The 22,122-nt window shown below is 44.3% G+C and carries 16 protein-coding genes; 15 read left to right on the top strand and 1 reads right to left on the bottom strand.

Annotated elements, in window-relative coordinates:
• Nucleotides 1–9: 9 nt before the first annotated feature.
• On the top strand, nucleotides 10–1,029 hold the full coding sequence (locus WKT01_RS10715; RefSeq protein ID WP_059066222.1) for an alcohol dehydrogenase catalytic domain-containing protein: 1,020 nt from the start codon (nucleotides 10–12) through the stop codon (nucleotides 1,027–1,029).
• A 19-nt stretch (nucleotides 1,030–1,048) separates the two neighbouring features.
• Here WKT01_RS10715 and WKT01_RS10710 read toward each other — a convergent pair whose 3' ends face one another.
• Nucleotides 1,049–1,903, bottom strand: a complete 855-nt coding sequence (locus WKT01_RS10710) for an AraC family transcriptional regulator (protein WP_059066223.1) — start codon at nucleotides 1,901–1,903, stop codon at nucleotides 1,049–1,051.
• 175 nt (nucleotides 1,904–2,078) lie between these two features.
• Here WKT01_RS10710 and WKT01_RS10705 point away from each other — a divergent pair, with 175 nt between their 5' ends.
• The 14 genes from WKT01_RS10705 (at nucleotide 2,079) to WKT01_RS10640 (ending at nucleotide 22,114) form a co-directional block, all read left to right on the top strand.
• A complete protein-coding gene (locus WKT01_RS10705; RefSeq protein ID WP_059066224.1) occupies nucleotides 2,079–3,875 on the top strand; it encodes an L-fucose isomerase in 1,797 nt (598 codons plus the stop codon).
• A gap of 11 nt (nucleotides 3,876–3,886) precedes the next feature.
• Nucleotides 3,887–5,353, top strand: coding sequence for a rhamnulokinase (locus WKT01_RS10700; RefSeq protein WP_117975053.1), 1,467 nt, complete (start codon nucleotides 3,887–3,889; stop codon nucleotides 5,351–5,353).
• 189 nt (nucleotides 5,354–5,542) lie between these two features.
• On the top strand, nucleotides 5,543–7,132 hold the full coding sequence (locus tag WKT01_RS10695) for a response regulator (protein WP_162858199.1): 1,590 nt from the start codon (nucleotides 5,543–5,545) through the stop codon (nucleotides 7,130–7,132).
• Nucleotides 7,129–8,946, top strand: a complete 1,818-nt coding sequence (locus tag WKT01_RS10690; protein WP_117975054.1) for a cache domain-containing sensor histidine kinase — start codon at nucleotides 7,129–7,131, stop codon at nucleotides 8,944–8,946. The genes WKT01_RS10695 and WKT01_RS10690 overlap by 4 nt, the downstream gene beginning before the upstream one ends.
• Entirely contained in the window at nucleotides 8,933–9,919 is a 987-nt protein-coding gene (locus WKT01_RS10685; protein WP_059066227.1) for a substrate-binding domain-containing protein, read from the top strand. The genes WKT01_RS10690 and WKT01_RS10685 overlap by 14 nt, the downstream gene beginning before the upstream one ends.
• Nucleotides 9,920–10,076: 157 nt before the next feature.
• A complete protein-coding gene (locus tag WKT01_RS10680; protein ID WP_059066264.1) occupies nucleotides 10,077–11,570 on the top strand; it encodes a sugar ABC transporter ATP-binding protein in 1,494 nt (497 codons plus the stop codon).
• A 15-nt stretch (nucleotides 11,571–11,585) separates the two neighbouring features.
• Nucleotides 11,586–12,554 (top strand): ABC transporter permease, encoded by a 969-nt coding sequence (locus tag WKT01_RS10675; protein WP_059066228.1) that lies wholly within the window; start codon nucleotides 11,586–11,588, stop codon nucleotides 12,552–12,554.
• Nucleotides 12,555–12,629: 75 nt separating this feature from the next.
• A complete protein-coding gene (locus tag WKT01_RS10670; RefSeq protein WP_117975055.1) occupies nucleotides 12,630–13,703 on the top strand; it encodes an ABC transporter substrate-binding protein in 1,074 nt (357 codons plus the stop codon).
• A gap of 142 nt (nucleotides 13,704–13,845) precedes the next feature.
• Nucleotides 13,846–14,280: an RbsD/FucU family protein gene (locus WKT01_RS10665; RefSeq protein ID WP_117975056.1), complete on the top strand. Its 435-nt coding sequence runs from the start codon at nucleotides 13,846–13,848 to the stop codon at nucleotides 14,278–14,280.
• Nucleotides 14,281–14,448: 168 nt separating this feature from the next.
• Complete coding sequence (gene glpK / locus WKT01_RS10660) at nucleotides 14,449–15,957, top strand: glycerol kinase GlpK (protein WP_117975057.1); 1,509 nt, start codon at nucleotides 14,449–14,451, stop codon at nucleotides 15,955–15,957.
• A complete protein-coding gene (locus tag WKT01_RS10655) occupies nucleotides 15,950–17,389 on the top strand; it encodes an NAD(P)/FAD-dependent oxidoreductase (RefSeq protein WP_117975058.1) in 1,440 nt (479 codons plus the stop codon). The genes glpK and WKT01_RS10655 overlap by 8 nt, the downstream gene beginning before the upstream one ends.
• Nucleotides 17,376–18,659 carry an NAD(P)/FAD-dependent oxidoreductase gene (locus WKT01_RS10650; protein WP_117975059.1) on the top strand — a complete coding sequence of 428 codons (1,284 nt, stop codon included), beginning with the start codon at nucleotides 17,376–17,378 and terminating at the stop codon, nucleotides 18,657–18,659. The genes WKT01_RS10655 and WKT01_RS10650 overlap by 14 nt, the downstream gene beginning before the upstream one ends.
• A gap of 3 nt (nucleotides 18,660–18,662) precedes the next feature.
• Nucleotides 18,663–19,079: a DUF1667 domain-containing protein gene (locus tag WKT01_RS10645; RefSeq protein ID WP_117975060.1), complete on the top strand. Its 417-nt coding sequence runs from the start codon at nucleotides 18,663–18,665 to the stop codon at nucleotides 19,077–19,079.
• 107 nt (nucleotides 19,080–19,186) lie between these two features.
• Nucleotides 19,187–22,114, top strand: a complete 2,928-nt coding sequence (locus WKT01_RS10640; RefSeq protein ID WP_340312321.1) for an insulinase family protein — start codon at nucleotides 19,187–19,189, stop codon at nucleotides 22,112–22,114.
• The last annotated feature ends 8 nt before the right edge of the window (nucleotides 22,115–22,122 follow it).

The raw sequence follows: 22,122 nt of genomic DNA, 5'->3' as shown, positions 1-22,122 counted from the left end.
GGAAGATGCATGAAAGGAATTCAGATCATAAAACCGGGCGAACTAAAAGTGATTGAAATGGAGAAGCCGGTGATCACAGAAAAGAACAATATCCTGGTGAAAATGAAGGCGGCAGGTATATGTGGTTCTGACGTTGGAATCTATCATGGAACGAATGCGGCCGCTACCTATCCTCGTGTGATCGGGCACGAGATGGTAGGTGTGGTAGAAGAAGTGGGTACAAATGCCACACATTTAAAACCGGGGGACAGAGTGATCATAGACCAGGTCGTAAACTGCGGACACTGCTATGCGTGCCGTAAGGGAAGAGGAAACGTATGCGGAAACTTAAAAGTACGCGGCGTGCACATTGACGGAGGATACAGGGAATACATGGCAGTGCCGGAGCAGGATTGCTATGTGCTGCCGGAGGGATTGTCAGATACAGAAGCGGTCATGATCGAACCTACGACGATCGCTATACAGAGCTGTTCCAGAGCAGAACTGTGTGAGGAGGATACACTGCTTCTCTTAGGCTGCGGAGCTCTTGGAAGCTCGATCCTAAAGATCGCGAAACTGAGCAAGGCGAAGATCATTGTGGCAGATATTGTAGAAGAAAAGCTGCAAGAGGCGCTAAAAAACGGCGCAGACTATGCGATCCATATAGGGAAAGAAGATGTAGTGGAGAAAGCGAAAGAACTGACAGATGGCTATGGTCCTACAGTTTCCATAGACGCAGCCTGCACAAAGGACTCCCTGCTGACGCTTTTGCAGGCGACGGGGAATGCGGGACGTGTGATGACAATGGGATTTTCTATTGCGCCTACAGAGGTGAACCAGTTTGCCATCACATCAAAAGAGCTGGATGTGAGAGGTTCCAGACTGCAGAACAAGAAGTTCCAGACGGCGATCGACCTGATCAAGGAAGGAAAGCTGGATTTGAGCGGGACGATCTCGCATACATACCCCTTTGAAAAAGCACAGGAAGCCTTTGATTTCATAGATACAAAAGATCCGTCGATCCGTAAGATCGTATTGACGTTTGCATAACCATAAAATACCTGGGCGCTTAGAAAGAAGCGCTCAGGTATTTTTTTGGCGTGATGCCTTTGTATTTTTTGAAGGTCTTAATGAAATAGCTGATGTCATTAAAGCCACAGCTTAAGGCAACTTCTGTGATGGAATCATTGGAAGTGACCAGTTTAAAACAGGCTTGTTCGATCCGATAATAGTTTAGATAGTCGATGGGGGTGCGGTGTGTCATCTCATGGAAGAAACGACAGAAGTACTTCGCGTTCATACCGGCTTCTTTTGCCAATATATCCAAGGTCAGACACTGGTCATAAGAGGTTTCAATGATCTCCAATACCTTTTTTAATTGTTCGACACGCCGGTCATTCTTCTGAGATACTCTATCTGCGGGGATGTACAGGTGATGACTGAAGATATAACCAAAAAATTGATACAAGGAACCAATGACCGTCAGCTCATACCCGTCCGATTTCCCACGCATAGCTTCAAATAGGAATTTTATGATCTCATGCAGCTCCTCATCACAGTCGGTAATATGATGATAGATCTGGATCGCGTTGTTCTCGATCTTTTTGAAAAATTTTTCGCCTGCATGATTGGACGATAAAAGAGTGCTGAGGTTAAAGACGATACATTCATAGACACAATGATCGGGAATACCGCCGTGGAGTGCGCCGCTTGGTACGAAGATGATATCGCCGCTTCCGGCTGTAAATTCAGAATCCCCAAAGGTCATCGTTAATTGCCCCTTGATAATGCGGATGATCTCATATTCGATATGCCAGTGATAAGACATCTCGTAGCGGGGATGACTTGCGGTGACATGATAAAACTCGATCGGAAAATCAAAAGTTCCGTGTTTTTTTTCTTCACGGTACTTAATATACTTCATCTGTATCCTCCTTTCATTTAAAAGCAGAAGATTTAAAAGTGAATATTATTATATTTTTTTCTATTATACCACAAGAATTAGTGAAATGTCAGGCTTATAATAAAGGAAAATAAAACAATTTGATTTCTTTCGCAGATGAAAAAGGCGAAAGGCGAGAAAGAAGGAGGAAGTAAAAATGGCAGAGAGCAGATTGATCGGAAGTTACCCAGTGATCGGTATCAGACCTACAATAGACGGACGGCGCGGCGCATTGGATGTAAGAGGTTCTTTGGAAGAACAGACAATGAACATGGCGCAGTCAGCAGCAAAACTTTTCAGAGAAAATTTAAGATATTCTAACGGAGAACCGGTAAAAGTGGTGATCGCAGATTCTACAATCGGACGTGTAGGCGAGAGTGCTGCATGTGCGGATAAATTCAAAAAAGAAGGTGTAGACATCACAGTGACAGTGACACCTTGCTGGTGCTATGGTTCAGAGACGATGGATATGGATCCGCAGACGATCAAGGCGGTATGGGGATTTAACGGTACAGAAAGACCGGGCGCAGTATATCTGGCTTCTGTCCTGGCAACACATGCACAGAAAGGCCTGCCGGCATTTGGTATCTACGGACATGATGTACAAAACGCAGATGCGACAGAGATCCCGGAAGACGTACAGGAAAAATTATTGCGGTTTGGCCGTGCTGCAGTTGCAGCAGCTTCTATGCGCGGCAAATCTTATCTGCAGATCGGTTCTATCTGTATGGGAATCGGCGGCTCCATCATTGATTCAGACTTTATCGAGTCTTATCTTGGCATGCGGGTAGAGTCAGTAGATGAGGTAGAGATTATCCGCCGTATGACAGAAGGTATTTATGACGAAGAAGAATTTGCAAAGGCATTGAAATGGGCAAAAGCGACATGCAAGATCGGATTCGATAAAAATCCAGAAGAATTACAAGCTTCACCGGAGAAAAAAGAAGAACAGTTTGAATTCGTAGTAAAGATGGCAGTGATCATCAAAGACCTGATGAACGGAAATAAAAATCTGCCGGAAAAATTCTCAGAGGAAGCAATCGGACACAATGCCATCGCAGCAGGTTTCCAGGGACAGAGACAGTGGACAGATTTCTATCCGAACGGAGACTTTGCAGAGGCAATGCTCAATACTTCTTTTGACTGGAATGGAGCGAGAGAACCATACGTTCTTGCTACAGAAAATGATGTGCTCAATGGTCTTGGTATGCTGTTTATGAAGCTTTTGACGAACCGTGCACAGATCTTTGCGGATGTACGTACATACTGGAGCCCGGAAGCAGTAAAAGAAGCGGCAGATTACGAATTAGAAGGCGTTGCGAAGGAAGCGGGCGGATTTATCCACTTGATCAACTCCGGCGCTGCTTGTCTGGATGCTTGTGGAGAGGCAAAAGATGAGAATGGCAATGGTGTTATGAAAGAATGGTGGAATGTGACAGAAGCTGACCAGAAAGCGATCATGGATGCAACCACATGGAATGCAGCTGATAACGGATACTTCCGTGGAGGCGGATACTCCAGCCGTTTTGCGACCCGTGCGGAAATGCCGGTGACGATGATCCGTCTGAACCTTGTCAAAGGCCTTGGACCAATGCTGCAGATCGCAGAGGGATGGACAGTACATCTTCCAGAGGAAGTTTCTGATAAACTGTGGAAACGTACAGATTATACATGGCCTTGTACATGGTTCGCGCCAAGATGCAATGGCAAAGAAGGCGCTTTTAAGACTGCATACGACGTGATGAACAACTGGGGAGCAAATCATGGAGCGATCTCCTATGGACATATCGGAGCAGATTTGATCACCATGTGCTCTATGCTTAGAATACCGGTGGCAATGCACAATGTACCAGAAGAGAAAATCTTCCGTCCGTCTGCATGGAATGCGTTTGGGATGGATAAAGAAGGCCAGGATTACAGAGCATGCGCTGCATACGGGCCGCTGTATAAATAAGAGGATAAGATATGGAAAAGAAAGTTTTAGCGTTTGATTTTGGAGCTTCCGGCGGAAGAGCAATGTGCGGAACTTTTGACGGAGAAAAGATCGAGATCGAGGAACTGCACCGCTTTTCAAACGATCCGGTGATCGTAAATGGAACCATGTACTGGGATGTACTTCGGCTTTTCTTTGAGATCAAGCAGGGATTGATCAAGGCAAAAAAATGCGGAAAGATCGAGAGTATCGGAATCGACACCTGGGGTGTGGATTTCGGTTTGCTCGATGAAAAAGGAAGGCTGTTGGAAAATCCAGTACATTACCGGGATAATAGAACCAACGGTATGTTGGCGGAAAGTTTTGCCAAGATAGATAAGGATACCTTTTATCAGATCACAGGCAATCAGTTTATGGAGATCAATACGGCGTTCCAGCTGCTTTCTCTTGCAAAGAACAGACAAGAATTGTTAAAAAGAGCAGATAAAATGCTCCTGATGCCGGATTTGTTTAACTATTTCCTGACAGGAGAGAAAAAAGCAGAGTATTCCATCGCGTCCACTACGCAATTATTGGATGCAAAAGCAAGAAACTGGTCAGAAGAAGTGATCAAAGCCCTGGAACTTCCGGCTCATATTTTCCCACAGATCGTTCCTACAGGTACGAAGATAGGGGAATTGACAGAAGAAATCTGTGAAGAACTTTCTCTGGACAAAATGGATGTGGTCGCTGTTGCGGGACATGATACGCAATGTGCTCTTGTTGCCGTGCCGGCGCAGGAAGAAGACTTTATTTTCTTAAGCTGCGGAACATGGTCTCTTTTGGGAACAGAACTGGCCGAGCCGATCATCAATGAGAAGTCAGCCCATTACAATGTGACAAACGAGGGTGGGTGTGAAGAAAAGATTTCTTTCTTAAAAAATATCATCGGACTTTGGTGTGTGCAGGAGAGCCGCAGACAGTGGATAAGAGAAGGTCAAGAATTCGGCTTTGGAGAATTGGAGAAAATGGCGCAGGCAGCTCCTTCCTTACAGTGTTTTATCGACCCTGACGCACCGGAATTTACACCGGCAGGCAATGTGCCGAAACGGATCCAGAAGTTCTGTGAGAGAACAGGGCAGTATGTGCCGAAAACAAAGGGTGAGATTGTACGCTGTATCAATGAGAGCCTGGCAATGAAATACCGCCATGCTATGGAAGAAATCAAAAAATGTACGGGCAAGGATTACCGAACCGTATATATGGTAGGCGGAGGTACCCAGAGCGCCCTGCTGTGTCAGTGTACGGCAAATGCGTGTGGCTGTGCAGTCAGCGCAGGTCCTGTGGAAGCGACAGTCCTTGGAAATGTGGCTCTGCAATTTATGGCTTCCGGTGAGATCGCTTCTTTGCAGGAGGCAAGAAAGATCATCCGTCAGTCCCAGGATATTAAGAGATATGAACCACAGCAAAGTAAAGACTGGGATGAAGCCTATGAGAGATTTAAAAAGATACTGGTATAAATAAGAAGAACATAGAGAACTTCTGTGCAGAGAAAGAATTTCAGCCTGCGCAGAAGTTTTCTTTTCATTTGCGCAAGTATATGGCATAATAAGAAAAGAAGCAGATATGCAGGAACAAAAGCGGACTTTTGCTGTGCGGACGCAAGGACAGTTCCGGCTGAAAAACAGACAAAGAAAAGAGGGAAAAAATTGTATAGAGTTTTACTGGCAGATGATGAAGTGCTGATCCGTGAGGCAATCAGTGAAAATATGGACTGGGAAGGCGCGGGTTTTTCCTTGTGTGCAGTCTGTGAAAATGGACGTGAGGCAATAGAGGCGATCCAGGAAAAGCAGCCGGATCTTGTACTGACAGATATCTGTATGCCGTATGCGGACGGGCTGGATGTGGCGAAATACGTACAGGAGAATTGTCCGCAGTGTAAGGTCGCGATCATCAGCGGGTATGATAATTTTGAGTATGCGAAAAAGGCGATCCAATATCAGGTAGGAGCTTATATACTAAAGCCCGTGACAGCGAGAGAGCTGACGGACGTGCTCCTAAAACTACATGCGGAACTTGAGAAAGAACATGAAGAGAGAGAAAAACAGAAAAAGATCAGGGAAGCATTTGAGCAGAATAAAGAATATTTTAAAGAGCGGTTTTTAAGTCAGTTGATCCGGGAGAAAAGTGTACATCAGGACATTGAGGGCAGAATGCGGTTTTACGGTATCTATCTGGAGGGGGAATGTTTTTCTGTCGTACAGATCCGGTATATCCATCAGGAAGATCCGTCGGATATTTTATTGTTTGCTCTTTATAATGTGGTAGAAGAATTGGTCAGGGAAGAAACCTGCTGTGAGGTATTCCAGGATATTGGCAATATTACGACCTTGATATTCTGTGGGGAAAGTGCGTATCAGGTAGAGGAAGAAATCCAGAGGATTGCGGATGTTATCCGATCGCATGTGGAAAAATTTTTTCATGAATCTGTGATGATGATTGCAGGCGTATGTGTCTGGGACAGAGCAGATCTGAGGCAGTCTTACGAGAATGCTAAACGTGCGGCGGAATATGAGTTTTTATTCGAGGGCAATGAACTGGTATTTGGAAAGGAATTTGTCAATCGGGATACACAGGCAGTCATTGATACGAGCGTTTTCGCAAGGCAGATGGTCAGCCAGATGAAGCGAAATGACAGAGCAGGAGTACACAAGGAAGTAGAACGTTTTTTTCATGAGATGCGCAGATTGTATATCCAAAAAGCACGCACAGGCATGTATGTGCAGAATCTGATGACACGTTTAAGCCTGTTTGCAGATGAGACAGGGATAGATGAGAAAACAGTGCTGCAGTGGGAAAAACCACTTTTTGAAGAAATTGTAAACCAAGGGCGGGCAGAACAGATGGAAGAATTGCTCTTGCGGTTTTGCCTGTCTATTATGGAAGCCGCTTCCAAAGAACGGGAGGACTTGGGAAAATGCATGGCAGAAAAGGCGTTGGAGTATATAGATCAAAATTATCAGGACTCTTCACTTTCTTTAAATTCTGTCAGCAAAGCACTGGCGATCAGTACAAGTTATTTCAGCGCTTTGTTTAAAACCCAGACAGGGGAGACATTCATAGAGGCATTGACAAAGATAAGAATGGAAAAAGCAAAAGAACTGTTGTGTACGACCCAGTTGAAATCTTATGAGATCGCAGAAAAAGTAGGGTACAGTGACGCCCATTATTTTGGCAGTATTTTTAAAAAAAATGAAGGTATGACACCGAAAGAATATGCAAAAAGGAATAAGAGATGAAAAATAAGATCCGTCAGATAAAAGAAAAATTTCAGAGTCTGAAAATCTATACAGCGATCATGGGAACCTTTACGGTGCTGATCTTGTTTTCTTCTATCATGTTCTTTATATTGGCGATCGTTTTTACAGAGCGCAGTGTTGTAAATAATTCAGAGGAATATACACAGCAGCTGATAGAGAAAGTCAATGACGATCTGGATTCCTATATCAATTACATGAAGGATATTTCTTCTATGATATATAACAGCAGAGATATCCAGAGATATTTGTTCCAGGAAGATCTTCCGGAAGAAGTGCAGGAGGAGAACTATGGACGTATTCTCGATCAGTTTCGGACTATCATGAATACCAGGAAGGATGTCCGCAATGTAGCGGTGATCGCGGATAATGGAAAAAGTGTGATCAACAGGGGCGCCTCTACTTTGAATCCGTATATTTCGGTATCGGAGCAGGAGTGGTATAAAGCGGTTAAAAAAGAAAGTGAGGAGATACATATTACCTCCTCTCATGTACAGAACATGATCTATAATCAGTACGATTGGGTGATCACACTTAGCAGAGGGATCGAAAATCAGGAGACAAAAGAGGTGGAAGGCGTCTTTTTGATCGATATGAATTATGCCACCATAGACAGCCTGTGCAGCTCGGTAAGTCAGGGGAAGAAAGGGTATATATATGTCCTGGACAAAAACGGGGAAATCATTTATCATCCCCAGCAGCAGTTGATCTACAGTGGTCTTAAAACAGAGTTGATCGAAGAAGTATTGGAAAAGAAAGGTGTTAATGGCAGTTTTGTATCAGATACAGGAAACGGGCGAAAGTTGTATACTGTTTCTACTTCGGAAGATACAGGTTGGACAGTGGTAGGAGTCGCGGATATGTCGGAACTGATGAAGGAAGGAAAAGAACTGACCCGTCTGTATATCCTGCTTGCTCTATTTTTCCTTGCGGTCGGCGTCTTTTTTGCACGGCTTTTGTCGCGTACGATCACCAGACCTATCGTGTCTTTGGAAGCAGCCATGAAGGAAGTGGAGAAAGGACATTTTGAAAGTGCGCTGATGGCAGAGAATGGCGGACAGGCAGAGATACGTGGATTGGGAGAGTCTTTTCATATCATGGTACAGGAAATACAAAGCCTGATGGAAGAAAATGTAAAAGAGCAGAAGAAAAAGAGAAAGGCAGAGATGCAGGCGCTGCAGGCGCAGATCAATCCGCATTTTCTTTATAATACATTAGATTCGATCATCTGGATGGCAGAGAGTGGAAAACATAACAAAGAAGTGGTGCGCATGACCTCTGCGCTTTCCCGTTTATTTCGGCAGAGTATAGGAAATGCCGAGGAACTCGTTTTGATCAGACAGGAATTAGGCTATATCGAGACCTATCTTACGATCCAGGAAATGCGGTATCGGGATAAACTGGCTTTTGATATCAAACTGGAAGAAGAAATCGAAAATGAAAAGATCGTGAAGCTGACTTTACAGCCTTTGGTGGAAAATGCAATCTATCATGGGATCAAGTATATAGAAGGGCCGGGGAAAATAGAGATAAGAGGATATTATGAGCAGGAAGACGTGGTGATCGAGATTAGGGATAACGGCGCCGGGATGACAAAAGAGGAACTGGAACACATCTTTGATAAGAAGACTTATACACCGGGCAGCGGCGGAGTCGGCGTGCGCAACGTGCAGAATCGTCTGCAGCTGTATTACGGAGCGGAGTATGGTCTGCATTATGTGAGCGAAAAGGGAAGTGGGACAACAGTCTATGTCCGTATTCCGACGGGGGAGGGACGAGTGAATGAGGATATGTAAACGCAGGCAGACAAAGAAGATTCTGGAACTTTTGCTTCTCCTTCTGTTTATCGGAGGCGGACTGTATATAAGTTCCCGTCCGGAAAGACCGCTGAAGGTGATCTTTGTATCCAAGACACAGGATGATATTGATTTTTGGAATTCTCTTGTGGAAGGGGCACAAATGGCAGCTGACGAGCAGGAAGCCGACTATGAATGGGTGGCGCCTGTGCAGGAAAAAGATGTGGAGAGACAGAAAGTGCTGATCGAAGAAGCAATCGAGAAAGAACCGGATGTGATCGCATTGGCACCTGCGGATACGGCTGCCATACTGCCGGCGGCAAAAAAGATCAAAGAGGCAGGGATCAAGCTGGTTCTGATCGATTCTGGTCTCGCAGAAGATGTAGCAGACTGCATGGTGTCTACAGATAATTATGAGGCGGGACGTAAACTGGGAGAATTTGTCGCGTCTATCAGCAGTACAGATGAAAAAATCGGTATCGTGAGTCATGTGGAAGGAAGTTCTACGGCAAAAGACAGAGAAAGAGGTATTCAGGCAGTACTGAAAGAAAATGAAAGAAAGGTTGTGCAGACAGTTTACGGACAATCTAATTATAGTATTGCTTATGATGAAACAAAGAAAATGCTGGAAGCCCACCCGGATATTACTGTGATCGCAGGAACAAATGAGTATGCCACGGTGGGGGCGGCAAGGCTGGTAAAAGATATGGGGCTGAAGGGGAAGATCAAGATCGTAGGATTTGATAATTCTAAAGAAGAGATTCAGATGCTGGAATCCGGGGCCATAGAAGGGCTTGTAATACAGCGTGCATTCGACATGGGGTATCTGGGCGTAAAGATGGGAATGGAGGCGGCATACGGAAAACTAGAAGAAAGAAAGATAGATTCCGGATGCAAATTAGTCACGAGGGAAAACATCTATACAAAGGAAAACCAAAAACTGCTGTTCCCGGTCAATACAGGGAAAGAATAAAAGCAAAGTGAATATTGTACTATAAAAAGGTAAATATCTTTTCATTTAAAGAAGATATTTACCTTTTTTTATAAAATATTCTATTCAAGACAGATATAAAGAAAACTATAATAAGTATAACAAAAGAAAGCAACAGGGAAGATTGGAAGGTGAGAAAGTGGGAGAAGTTATTTTGACAATGAAAGATATTGATAAATCTTTCGTTGGAGTACATGCACTGAAAAATGCACAGTTGGAACTGAAGAGAGGGGAAGTACATGCCCTTATGGGGGAAAACGGTGCGGGAAAATCTACACTGATGAAAATACTGACAGGTATTTACAGCAAAGACAGTGGGACGATCGTGTATGACGGAAAAGAAGTAGAGTACAAAAATCCAAAAGAAGCACAAAATGCAGGCGTGGTGATCGTGCATCAGGAATTGAATATGATGAACCACCTGACCGTAGCCCAGAATATATTTATTGGCCGGGAGACCATGAATGGTAAACTGATCAATGACGGAAAGATGGTGGAGGAAGCAAAGCGTCTTTTCGATATGCTTAATATCGACATTGATCCAAGAGAGACTATGGGACATCTGACAGTTGGAAAACAGCAGATGTGTGAGATCGCAAAGGCAATCTCTACAGATGCCAAGATCATCGTTTTTGATGAGCCTACAGCCGCACTGACAGAGACAGAGATCAATGAGTTGTTTAAGATCATCGATGACCTTAGGAAGAAAGACCTTGGCATCATCTACATATCCCATCGTATGGATGAGATCAAGCGGATCACGGACAGAGTTACGGTTATGCGTGACGGAGAGTATGTCGGCACTTTGATCTCAAAGGATTGTACAAAAGACGATATCATCAATATGATGGTAGGGCGTGTGGTTTACGAAGATCCTAAAGAAGTCAGCAATGTTCCGGAAGATGCGGAAGTTGTATTGAAAGTAGAACACCTGCATGCCGGCAAGATGGTCAAAGACGTAAGTTTTGAATTACATAAAGGAGAGATCCTTGGTTTTTCCGGACTTATGGGAGCAGGAAGAACAGAGACGGCAAGAGCGATCTTTGGCGCAGACAAGATCGACAGCGGTGATATTTATGTACATGGAAAGAAAGTGACCATCAAAAATCCACAAGATGCAGTAAACTGCGGAATCGGTTATCTTTCTGAAGACAGAAAACGCTATGGTGTGATCGTAGATAAAACATTGACAGAGAATACAACAATGGCGTCTTTGGAAAATTTCATGTCTGGTTTCTTTATTGACAAAAAGAAAGAGGAAGCAGAGGCACAGAAGTATGTAGATGCATTAAAGACAAAGACTCCTTCTGTCCGCCAGTTTGTAAAGAATCTCTCCGGTGGAAACCAGCAGAAAGTTGTCATTGCGAAATGGCTGACGAGAAACAGTGATATCCTTATTTTCGATGAACCTACCCGAGGAATTGATGTAGGCGCCAAGAGTGAGATCTATTCATTAATGAATGAACTGGTAAAACAAGGGAAATCCATTATCATGATCTCTTCAGAGCTGACAGAGATCCTTCGTATGAGCGACAGGATCATAGTTATGTGTGAAGGCCGCAAGACAGGAGAGCTGGATATTTCAGAAGCAACCCAGGAAAATATTATGCATGCGGCAACAATGAGAGAATAGGGAGGAGTTAAGAAAATGAAAAAAACATTAAAAACACAGAAGATGGTCGCAGTACTTGCTCTGATATTACTGTATATCTTCTTTAGTATCTTTGGAGATAACTTTTTTCAGTATAGTACATTGGTAAGTATTTTTGATTCATCATATTATATTGGTTTCATGGCGATCGGTGTTACTTTCGTTATTATCACAGGCGGGATCGATCTTTCCATAGGTACAGTTTGTATCTGCTGTTCTTTGATCGGCGGTACATTGTTTGAAAAGGGTGTTCCGATGGCAGCTGTATTGATCATTATCCTGGCAATCGGTACTTTGATCGGTGTAGTTAACGGACTGATGGTTTCCGTGATGGGACTGCCGGCGTTTATCGCTACACTGGGTACGATGATGATCACAAGAGGTTTTGGTTCTATCGTGACAGGAACGGCTACTGTTACTTTCCCACAGGGAGATGTGGCAGGCGCGTGGTTCCACAATATCTTCAAATTTAAGACAGAGAGCCTTCCGGCAGGGATCCCTACAGGGTTTATCCTTTTGATCGTGATGGCGATCATCATGGCAGTGATCTTAAATAAGACAAGACCCGGACGTTATATCCTGGCTCTTGGAAGCAACAAAGAAGCAACCAGACTTTCTGGTGTAAATGTAGTGAAATGGGAAACACTGGCTTATACATTCAGCGGTTTCTTCGCAGCTCTTGCAGGTATCTCTTACGCGGCAGTATATTCTACTTTGATGCCGGGCACAGGAAATGGTTTTGAGCTGGATGCGATCGCGGGTGTAGTTATCGGAGGAACTTCTCTTTCAGGAGGAAATGGTTCTATCTCCGGTACTTTGATCGGTGTATTTATCATGGCAGTTTTAAAGACAGGACTTCCGTTCGTAGGACTGCAGCCACACTATCAGTTATTTATCACAGGTTTCGTTCTGATCTTTGCAGTATTTGCAGACGTATTGAACAGAAAGAAAGCGGCATCTGTATAAGAGGCATCAATATCTGTACAGCAGATATTCAGATAGCAACAAGAAAATGAAAAAAAGAAAAGGGAGGATTTTCTAATGAAGAAAAAGGTTCTGAGTGTATTATTATGCACAGCAATGGTAGCATCTCTGGCAATCGGCTGCGGATCAAAAGATAAGAAGGCAGAGGGTTCTTCTGACAGCGGTTCATCTGCGGGCGGAGATATGACTGTTGAAGTTGTGGCAAAAGGATTCCAGCACGACTTCTGGAAAGCTGTAAATTCCGGAGCTGAAAAAGCAGCAGAAGAAAACGGCGTAAAGATGAACTTTGTAGGACCAAAGGATGAGTCTGCGGTTGCAGAGCAGGTAGAGCAGCTGAACAATGCCATCAACAAGAAACCAAGTGCAATCGTTCTTGCTTCTCTGGATCCAGAGTCTGTAAAAGGCGCTCTTGATACAGCGGCTTCTCAGAATATTCCAGTGATCGGATTTGACTCAGGTGTTCCTGGAAATGATACGATCGTTGCAAACGCAGCTACAGACAACTATGCAGCAGGCGAAATGGCAGCAGAAAATATGTATGAACTGATCAAAGATAAAGTAACAGATCCGGCTGACACAGTAAGAATCGGTGTTGTATCACAGGACGCAACTTCTGGTTCTATCATCGACAGAACAGCAGGTTTCATTGATAAAATGGTAAGCCTGATCGGTGAAGATAAAGCTTCTGTAGAAGGACATGACAAATACAATAAGAAAGTAGACGGAGCAAAGGTTATTATTGAAGTAGGTATTCCTGCAACAGTAGAAGATGCAGCTTGTGTAACAGTAGCAAACACACTGCTCAATAAAGCAGATCTGGTTGCAATCTACGGATCCAATGAGTTCTCTGCAAAGAATATCGTAACAGCAAATGAAAGTCTTGATAAATTAGGTGTTGATAAGATCGTCGGCGTAGGATTTGACGCTGGTAAGATTCAGTTAGACGCAGTAAGAAATGGTATCTTTGCAGGATCTATCACACAGAATCCAGTACAGATCGGTTACCAGGCAGTAGACCTTGCAGTAAAAGCTGCTAAGGGAGAAGAAGTATCTGACGTAGATACAGGAGCGCTCTGGTATACAGCAGAAAACATCGATGATGAAGAAATCGCTGCATGCCTGTACGAATAGGAATCATTTGTAAAAGAACTTAAATCAGAAAAATGATGTATAAGGGTGTGGGGATCCGCACCCTTATTCATTATCAAAAATAGCCGGAAAAGCTAATCTTTTTTCTGGATAGAAGGAAACCGTGCAAAAGGAGGAAGTGGAAATGTTAAAAGGAATACCGAAAATTTTATCACCGGAGCTTTTGAAAGTACTTTGCGAGATGGGACACAGCGACAGGCTGGTTATTGCAGATGGGAATTTTCCCGCAGAGTCTATGGGAAAGAACGCTGTTGTCATAAGATGCGACGGACATAATGTACCGGAACTTTTAGAAGCAATCCTGCAGGTGTTCCCACTCGATACATATGTGGAGAAACCAGTCAGTCTGATGGAAGTAATGCCCGGTGATACGGTGGAGACACCGATCTGGGATGTGTATAAAGAAATCATCCATAAGTATGATGACCGGGGAGCAGAGGCTGTCGGAAATGTAGAGCGTTTTGCTTTTTACGAAGAAGCGAAAAAAGCATACGCGATCATTGCTACATCAGAGTCTGCTCTGTATGCGAACATCATGCTGCAAAAAGGCGTTATTTAAATAGTATAATATAGACGGTCTGCTTTGCTGTAAGGCAGACTGTTTCCGGTTTTTAGAGAGCAGAGCAGGGATAAGTGTTGTAAAAGTCCCTGCTTTTTCCTATAATAAAAGGTAAGGAAAAACGGAAGAAGATATCGTGCGAAAGCGCCGGGCGACAGGAGGAAAAGTATGAGAAAATATGTGATGGCATTAGATTCCGGAACAACGAGTAATCGTTGTATACTATTTAATGAAAAAGGCGAGATATGCAGTGTGGCACAAAAGGAATTTACGCAGTATTTTCCAAAACCGGGCTGGGTAGAACATGACCCGGAGGAGATATGGTCGACGCAGCTGGAAGTGGCTGAGGCGGCGATGGCGAATATTCGTGCAACTGTGGCGGATATTGCGGCGATCGGGATCACAAATCAGAGAGAGACTACGATCGTATGGGATAAAGTATCTGGAAAACCCGTATATAATGCGATTGTCTGGCAGTGCAGAAGGACATCCGGGTATTGCGACAGACTCAAGGAGAAGGGGTTGACAGAGAAATTTCGAGAAAAGACGGGGCTTGTGATAGACGCATATTTTTCGGGAACGAAGATCAAGTGGATACTGGATCATGTAGAAGGCGCCAGAGAGAGGGCGCAGCGAGGTGAGCTTCTTTTTGGTACGGTGGAAACCTGGCTTATATGGAAGCTGACAAAGGGAAATGTACATGTCACAGATTACTCCAATGCTTCCAGGACAATGCTTTTTAATATCCATACACTTACGTGGGACGAAGAAATCTTAAGGGAGCTGGACATACCAAAACGTATGCTTCCTAAAGTGAAGCCTTCCAGTTATATCTATGGGGAGACGGACGCAGGATATTTCGGCGCGCCTGTCCCTATTGCCGGAGCAGCGGGAGATCAGCAGGCAGCCTTGTTTGGGCAGACCTGTTTTGAAAAAGGGGAAGCAAAAAATACGTATGGAACCGGATGTTTTTTGCTCATGAATACAGGAGATACGCCGGTGTATTCAAAAAACGGACTGGTGACGACGATCGCGTGGGGGATAGATGGAAAAGTAACGTATGCGTTGGAGGGATCTATTTTCGTGGCAGGAGCAGCAATACAATGGCTGCGGGATGAGATGAAACTATTAGATTCCTCACAGGATTCAGAATATATGGCGCAGAAAGTGAAAGATACAAATGGATGCTATGTGGTGCCGGCGTTTACAGGACTTGGCGCTCCATATTGGGATCAGTACGCTCGGGGGACGATCGTAGGGATTACAAGAGGGGTAAATAAATACCATATCATACGCGCTACGTTGGAATCACTCGCATATCAGGTAAATGATGTCTTAGAAGCAATGGAGGCAGATGCAAGACTCCATCTTTCTGCATTGAAGGTGGACGGCGGCGCCAGCGCAAATAATTTCCTTATGCAGACGCAGGCCGATCTGTCGAACGCTCCGGTGAAACGCCCGCAGTGTGTAGAAACAACGGCGATGGGAGCGGCATATCTGGCAGGCCTGGCAGTCGGTTACTGGCGCAGTAAGGAAGAGGTAAAAGAAAATTGGGCTATAGACAGGACTTTTGAGCCTGGGATAGAGCAGGAGAAACGAAAGAAGATGCTGACAGGCTGGAAAAAAGCGGTCAAATACACATATGGATGGGCAAAGGAGAATGATACAGATGTATGATGTGGTGATCATAGGGGCAGGCGTGATCGGTTCGGCAGCAGCAAGGGAATTGTCCAGGTATCAGGCAAAGGTATGTGTGCTGGAGAAGGAGGAGGATGTGTGCAGCGGCACTTCCAAGGCGAACAGCGGGATCGTACATGCAGGTTTTGACGCCATGCCGGGGACCTTGATGGCAAAATTAAATGTACAGGGCAACAAAATGATGGAGGAACTCTCTCAGGAGTTGGATTTTCCATTTAAAAAAATAGGTTCTCTTGTTGTGTGTACAGATGAGGCAGATAGAGAAAGACTGTCAGAATTGTACTTGCGAGGTGTGAAAAATAAAGTAGAGAATCTGCGGATCGTAGAGAGAGAAGAATTGGTAAAGATGGAGCCAAATATTTCAGACGACGCGGTATGTGCGCTTTATGCTCCGGATGCGGGGGTCGTCTGTCCGTTTGGTCTTACGATCGCCCTTGCGGAAAATGCCCATGTAAATGGCGTGGAATTTTATTTTCGGCAGGAAGTGGAAAAAATTGAGAAGAATGGAGAAGTCTGGAGGTTGTGGACGCGCACGGGAGAGGAATACAAGACAAAGTATATTGTCAATGCCGCCGGTGTCTATGCAGATCGTTTCCACAATATGGTGAGCCGTAAGAAGATCCATATAACGCCCAGAAAGGGAGAGTACATTCTTTATGATAAAGAAGTGGGGAGACATGTCACACATACGATTTTTGCCCTGCCGGGAGCATATGGGAAAGGAATCTTGGTGACACCTACGGTTCACGGAAATCTTTTGAGTGGACCGACGGCTGTGGATATTTCGGACAGAGAAGGGACCGATACGACACGAGAAGGACTTGCGGCTGTGCGGGAGAAGGCAAGGATTACAGTAAAGGGAATTCCGGCAAAAAAGGTGATCACCAGTTTTGCCGGGCTGAGGGCTCATGAGGACGGGCATGAGTTTCTCATCGGCGAGGTGAAAGATGCGCCGGGCTTTATTGACTGTGCAGGGATTGAGTCTCCTGGGCTTACAAGTGCACCAGCAATCGGGAAGATGATTGCAGAAATTCTAAGAAATAAATTAGATTCAAAAGAAAATATAAAGTTTCAAAAGACAAGAAAAAGCATACAGACAACGGAGAATATGTCTTTGGAAGAAAGAAATGTGTTGATTCGGGAAAACCCGGCGTATGGAAATATCATCTGCCGCTGTGAAGGAATATCAGAAGGAGAGATATTAGATGCGATACATCGACCTTTAGGAGCAAAGTCTTTAGATGGGATAAAAAGACGTACACGCGCAGGGATGGGAAGATGTCAGGCTGGATTTTGCACGCCGAAGGTGATGGAGATACTGACGCGAGAGTTATCCTGTCCCTGGGAGAAAGTGACGAAAAAAGGCGGTAATTCTAAAATGGTGTTGGGAGAGAATGATGGAAAGCTATGATGTGATTATTATAGGAGGCGGTCCGGCAGGACTTGCGGCAGCAGCGGCGGCAAAAGAAGGAGGCATGGAGAAAATCCTGCTTTTGGAGAGAGACCATGAACTGGGCGGGATCTTAAACCAGTGTATCCACAATGGCTTTGGGCTTCACACGTTTCAGGAGGAACTGACCGGACCGGAATATGCGGCACGCTATATACAGGAAATAGAAAGATTGCAGATTGATTACTGGTTAAATACCATGGTGACAGACATTTCCCCGGAGAGGGAAGTGACGGCAGTCAATTCTAAGCGGGGAGTGACAGTTCTGAAGGCGGAGGCAGTGGTCCTTGCCATGGGATGCAGAGAGCGTCCCAGAGGGGCACTGAACATACCGGGTTTCAGACCGGCGGGGATCTATACGGCAGGAACGGCGCAAAGGCTGGTCAATATAGAAGGCTGCATGCCCGGCAAAGAGGTGGTCATTTTGGGTTCTGGAGATATCGGACTGATCATGGCTAGAAGGATGACGCTGGAAGGAGCCCATGTCAAGGCTGTTGCGGAGTTAATGCCTTACAGTGGAGGACTCAAGAGAAATATCGTACAGTGTCTGGAGGATTATGGGATTCCTTTGAAACTGCGGCATACGGTGACCCAAGTGAAAGGAAAAGAACGGATGGAGGCAGTGGTTCTATCTCAGGTAGATGAGAGAGGAAATCCAATTGCAGGAACGGAGGAAGAATATGTCTGTGATACACTACTCCTTTCTGTGGGGCTGATTCCGGAAAACGAACTGTCCAGACAGGCAAAAGTAAAATTAAATCCTGTGACAGGCGGACCAATAACAGATGAAAGTTTTCAGACAAGTACAGAAGGAATCTTTGCCTGCGGGAATGTACTGCACGTGCATGATTTAGTAGATTTTGTCTCGGAAGAAGCTTCTTTGGCGGGAAAACATGCCGCAGAATATGTAAAAGAAAAGCAGAAAAAGCAAAAGACCGAAAGAAAATCCTGGGAGAACTGTACGCTGATAGGCGCAGGAGAGAAGATACGCTATACAGTGCCCTCTTTTTTGGATGTACAGAAGATGGAAGAAAAGGTTGCGATACGGTTCCGTGTATCAGATGTGTTGGAAAATAGGTATGTGGAAGTGTTGGCAGATGGTGAGCTTATAAAACGAAAAAAGGTACGGATACTGACCCCGGGAGAAATGGGAGAAGCAGTAGTAAAAAGAGAGGAACTTATAAAATACCCGGATATAGCGGTTTTGCAGATCAGGATAAAGGAGGAGTAAAGAATGGCAGAAGAAGGCAGGACAGACAAGAAGAAAACGAGGGAACTGATCTGCATTTGCTGCCCGGTAGGGTGCAGACTGACTGTTTTAAGCGGCGGTGAAGACATGGAAATCCAGGGGAACCGGTGTAAGAGAGGCAAGGAATATGCCGTTAATGAACTGCTCCATCCGATGAGAAGCCTGACCACAACAGTACGGGTGAAAGGCGGAGCAGACAAACGGGTGCCGGTCAGAACAAAACAGGAGATTCCAAAGGAGAAGATCATGGAATGTATGGCTATCCTGAAAAAAGTGGAGGTTACGGCTCCTGTGAAAATAGGGGATATCGTGGTGAAAAATATTGCCGGTACCGGAGCAGATATCATAGCAGCAAAAGATATTTTTACAGTATCTTTTCATGTTATGGACAAAATGCTATAATAGCAGTTAGCTTCAAAAAGCGGAGCAGTTTTAAATACCAGACTGTTTTAAAGGACAGGTTTCTGGATATTCTGTTAATAGAAAACATGACAAGGAGAGAAAAACAGATGAGTATATATGAGTTGACAGCATACGAAGTAGTGCAGGAAGAAGACTTAACAGATATACAATCCAAGGGTGTGCTTTTAAGACACAAAAAGAGCGGAGCAAGGATACTGCTGATGGAAAATGCAGATGAAAATAAAGTGTTTGCCATAGGTTTCCGTACACCTCCTTCAGACAGCACGGGAGTACCGCATATCATGGAACACTCGGTATTGTGTGGTTCAAGAGAGTTCCCTGTGAAAGATCCTTTTGTGGAATTAGTAAAAGGCTCTCTGAATACATTTCTAAATGCCATGACATATCCGGACAAGACGGTATATCCGATAGCCAGCTGTAATGACAAAGATTTTCAGAATCTGATGCATGTGTATATGGACGCCGTTTTTTATCCAAACATCTATGAGCATGAGGAGATTTTCCGTCAGGAGGGGTGGAGTTATAAGTTGGATGAAGCGGATGGAAAATTGTCTTATAACGGTGTTGTGTATAATGAGATGAAAGGCGCGTTTTCTTCTCCGGAAGGTGTGCTGGACCGTATGATCTTAAACTCCCTTTTCCCGGATACCTCTTATGCAAATGAGTCGGGAGGAGACCCGGAGGTGATTCCGGAATTGACATATGAGCAATTTTTAAATTTCCATAGAAAGTATTATCATCCTTCTAATAGTTATATATATCTTTATGGAAATATGGATATGGAAGAAAAACTCAGATGGTTGGACGAAAAGTACCTGTCTGCTTTTACTGTGCAAGAGGTGGAGTCTAAGATCCATTATCAGGAACCTTTTGAGAAGATCAAAGAAGTGGAGATGGAATATTCTGTTTCCAGTGAGGAGTCACTTGAGGATAACACGTATCTTTCCTACAACAAGGTGATCGGAACCTCTCTGGATGAAAAGCTGTATCTCGCTTTTCAGATATTAGATTATGCACTCTTATCGGCGCCCGGCGCTCCTTTGAAGAAGGCTTTGTTGGATGCCGGGATCGGCAAGGATATTATGGGTTCTTATGATAATGGAATCTATCAGCCGATTTTTTCCGTGATTGCCAAAAATGCTAATTTGGAACAGAAGGATGCCTTTGTTCAAGTCATTGAGGATACCTTGAAAGAGATCGTGGAAAAGGGGATTGACAGGAAGGCTTTGGAAGCAGGGCTCAACTATCACGAATTCCGTTTCCGGGAGGCAGACTTTGGAAACTATCCAAAGGGGCTGATGTACGGACTTCAGTTGTTTGACAGCTGGCTGTATGATGAGACAAAACCATTCATCCATATGCAGGCGATCCCTACGTTCATATTTCTGAAAGAACAAGTGGGAACAGGATATTTTGAACAGCTGATCGAGACATATCTGCTGAAAAACTCACATGGTTCTATCGTAACGGTTAAGCCGGAAAGAGGACGTACCGCAAGGATGGATAAGGAATTAGAGGAAAAACTGCAAAAGTACAAGGAAGAACTTACAGCAGAAGAAATAGAAAAACTGGCAGCAGATACGGTTGGTCTTGTTAGATACCAAGAAGAAGAATCCAGACCAGAAGATCTAGCTAAGATTCCGGTGCTTAAAAGAGAAGATATATCTAGGAAAATCGCGCCGATCTATAATGAAGAAAGAAAAGCCGGGGATGTCCCTATGGTATATCATGAGGTAGAGACAAACGGGATCGGCTATGTGACGCTTATGTTCGACCTTTCGGAAATAGAGGAAGAACTTCTGCCTTATGTAGGTATACTGCAGAGTGTACTCGGGATCATTGATACAAATCATTATGAATATGGAGAATTGTTTAATGAGATCAATGTGCATACGGGCGGGATCGGAACGTCCTTGGAGTTATATGCAGATGCGGTACATGTAAAAGAAAAAGCATTTAAGGCGACCTTTGAGATGAAAGGAAAAGCGCTTTTCGCACAGATGGATATTTTGTTTTCCATGATGAGAGAAATCCTGATGGAATCAAAACTACATGATGAAAAGCGGCTCAAAGAAATCCTTGCTATGCTGAAATCCAGACTGACGATGTCTTTCCAATCGTCCGGACATACAACGGCGGCGCTGCGCGCATTGTCTTACGGTTCACCTATGGCAAAATTTAAGGATGATACGGATGGTATTGGTTTCTATGAAGTAGTCCGAGATATAGAAGAACATTTTGAGCAAAGAAAAGAAGAACTGATAGAGAAACTGCAGTTTATTGCGGCATCTGTTTTCCGGGCAGATAATCTGATGATCAGTTACACTTCTGGAAAAGACGGAGTATTGCCCGCGATAGAAGCATTCCGGAAGATAGAGCATACATTGTATCAGGCAGAACAGAAAAAGGAAAATAGATGCGTCCTGCATGTGAAAAAGAGAAACGAAGGTTTTAAAACTTCTTCAAAAGTACAGTACGTGGCAAGAGTCGGCAATTTCATCGATGAGGGCGCAAAGTACAGCGGAACATTGCAGATCCTGAAAGTGATTTTAAGTTACGATTATCTGTGGCAGAATATCCGAGTAAAGGGCGGCGCATACGGATGTATGAGTAATTTTAACCGGATCGGGGAAGGGTATCTTGTTTCTTACCGTGATCCGAATCTGAAAGAGACAATGCAGATTTATGAAGGTGTAGTGGAGTATCTGAAGAATTTTACTGTCAGTGAAAGAGATATGAATAAGTATATCATCGGAACGATCAGCAATATCGACCGTCCAATGACGCCGGCGGCAAAAGGAGACCGTTCTATGAATCTTTATATGAACCATGTATCTGCGGAAATGATACAAAAAGAACGTATGGAGATTCTTACGGCATCTCAGGCAGACATACGTGCTCTTGCCTCTGTAGTGGAAGCGCTTCTGCGGGCGGATATGCTCTGTGTGATAGGCGGAGAAGATAAGATAGAAGCGGCGAAAGATATGTTTATGGAAGTAAAAACATTATTTTAATGAGAGGG

Origin of the sequence: Mediterraneibacter sp. ICN-202921 (assembly GCF_037890075.1) — a bacterium.
Classification (GTDB): domain Bacteria; phylum Bacillota; class Clostridia; order Lachnospirales; family Lachnospiraceae; genus Mediterraneibacter; species Mediterraneibacter massiliensis.
This window is presented reverse-complemented; position numbering and strand designations above follow the sequence as displayed.

What these genes read in the sequence shown, in the direction of transcription:
- WKT01_RS10715 (WP_059066222.1), top strand. Translation starts at nt 10, where the DNA reads ATGAAAGGAATTCAGATCATAAAACCGGGCGAACTAAAAGTGATTGAA.
- WKT01_RS10710 (WP_059066223.1), bottom strand. Translation starts at nt 1,903, where the DNA reads ATGAAGTATATTAAGTACCGTGAAGAAAAAAAACACGGAACTTTTGAT.
- WKT01_RS10705 (WP_059066224.1), top strand. Translation starts at nt 2,079, where the DNA reads ATGGCAGAGAGCAGATTGATCGGAAGTTACCCAGTGATCGGTATCAGA.
- WKT01_RS10700 (WP_117975053.1), top strand. Translation starts at nt 3,887, where the DNA reads ATGGAAAAGAAAGTTTTAGCGTTTGATTTTGGAGCTTCCGGCGGAAGA.
- WKT01_RS10690 (WP_117975054.1), top strand. Translation starts at nt 7,129, where the DNA reads ATGAAAAATAAGATCCGTCAGATAAAAGAAAAATTTCAGAGTCTGAAA.
- WKT01_RS10685 (WP_059066227.1), top strand. Translation starts at nt 8,933, where the DNA reads ATGAGGATATGTAAACGCAGGCAGACAAAGAAGATTCTGGAACTTTTG.
- WKT01_RS10675 (WP_059066228.1), top strand. Translation starts at nt 11,586, where the DNA reads ATGAAAAAAACATTAAAAACACAGAAGATGGTCGCAGTACTTGCTCTG.
- WKT01_RS10670 (WP_117975055.1), top strand. Translation starts at nt 12,630, where the DNA reads ATGAAGAAAAAGGTTCTGAGTGTATTATTATGCACAGCAATGGTAGCA.
- WKT01_RS10665 (WP_117975056.1), top strand. Translation starts at nt 13,846, where the DNA reads ATGTTAAAAGGAATACCGAAAATTTTATCACCGGAGCTTTTGAAAGTA.
- glpK (WP_117975057.1), top strand. Translation starts at nt 14,449, where the DNA reads ATGAGAAAATATGTGATGGCATTAGATTCCGGAACAACGAGTAATCGT.
- WKT01_RS10655 (WP_117975058.1), top strand. Translation starts at nt 15,950, where the DNA reads ATGTATGATGTGGTGATCATAGGGGCAGGCGTGATCGGTTCGGCAGCA.
- WKT01_RS10650 (WP_117975059.1), top strand. Translation starts at nt 17,376, where the DNA reads ATGGAAAGCTATGATGTGATTATTATAGGAGGCGGTCCGGCAGGACTT.
- WKT01_RS10645 (WP_117975060.1), top strand. Translation starts at nt 18,663, where the DNA reads ATGGCAGAAGAAGGCAGGACAGACAAGAAGAAAACGAGGGAACTGATC.
- WKT01_RS10640 (WP_340312321.1), top strand. Translation starts at nt 19,187, where the DNA reads ATGAGTATATATGAGTTGACAGCATACGAAGTAGTGCAGGAAGAAGAC.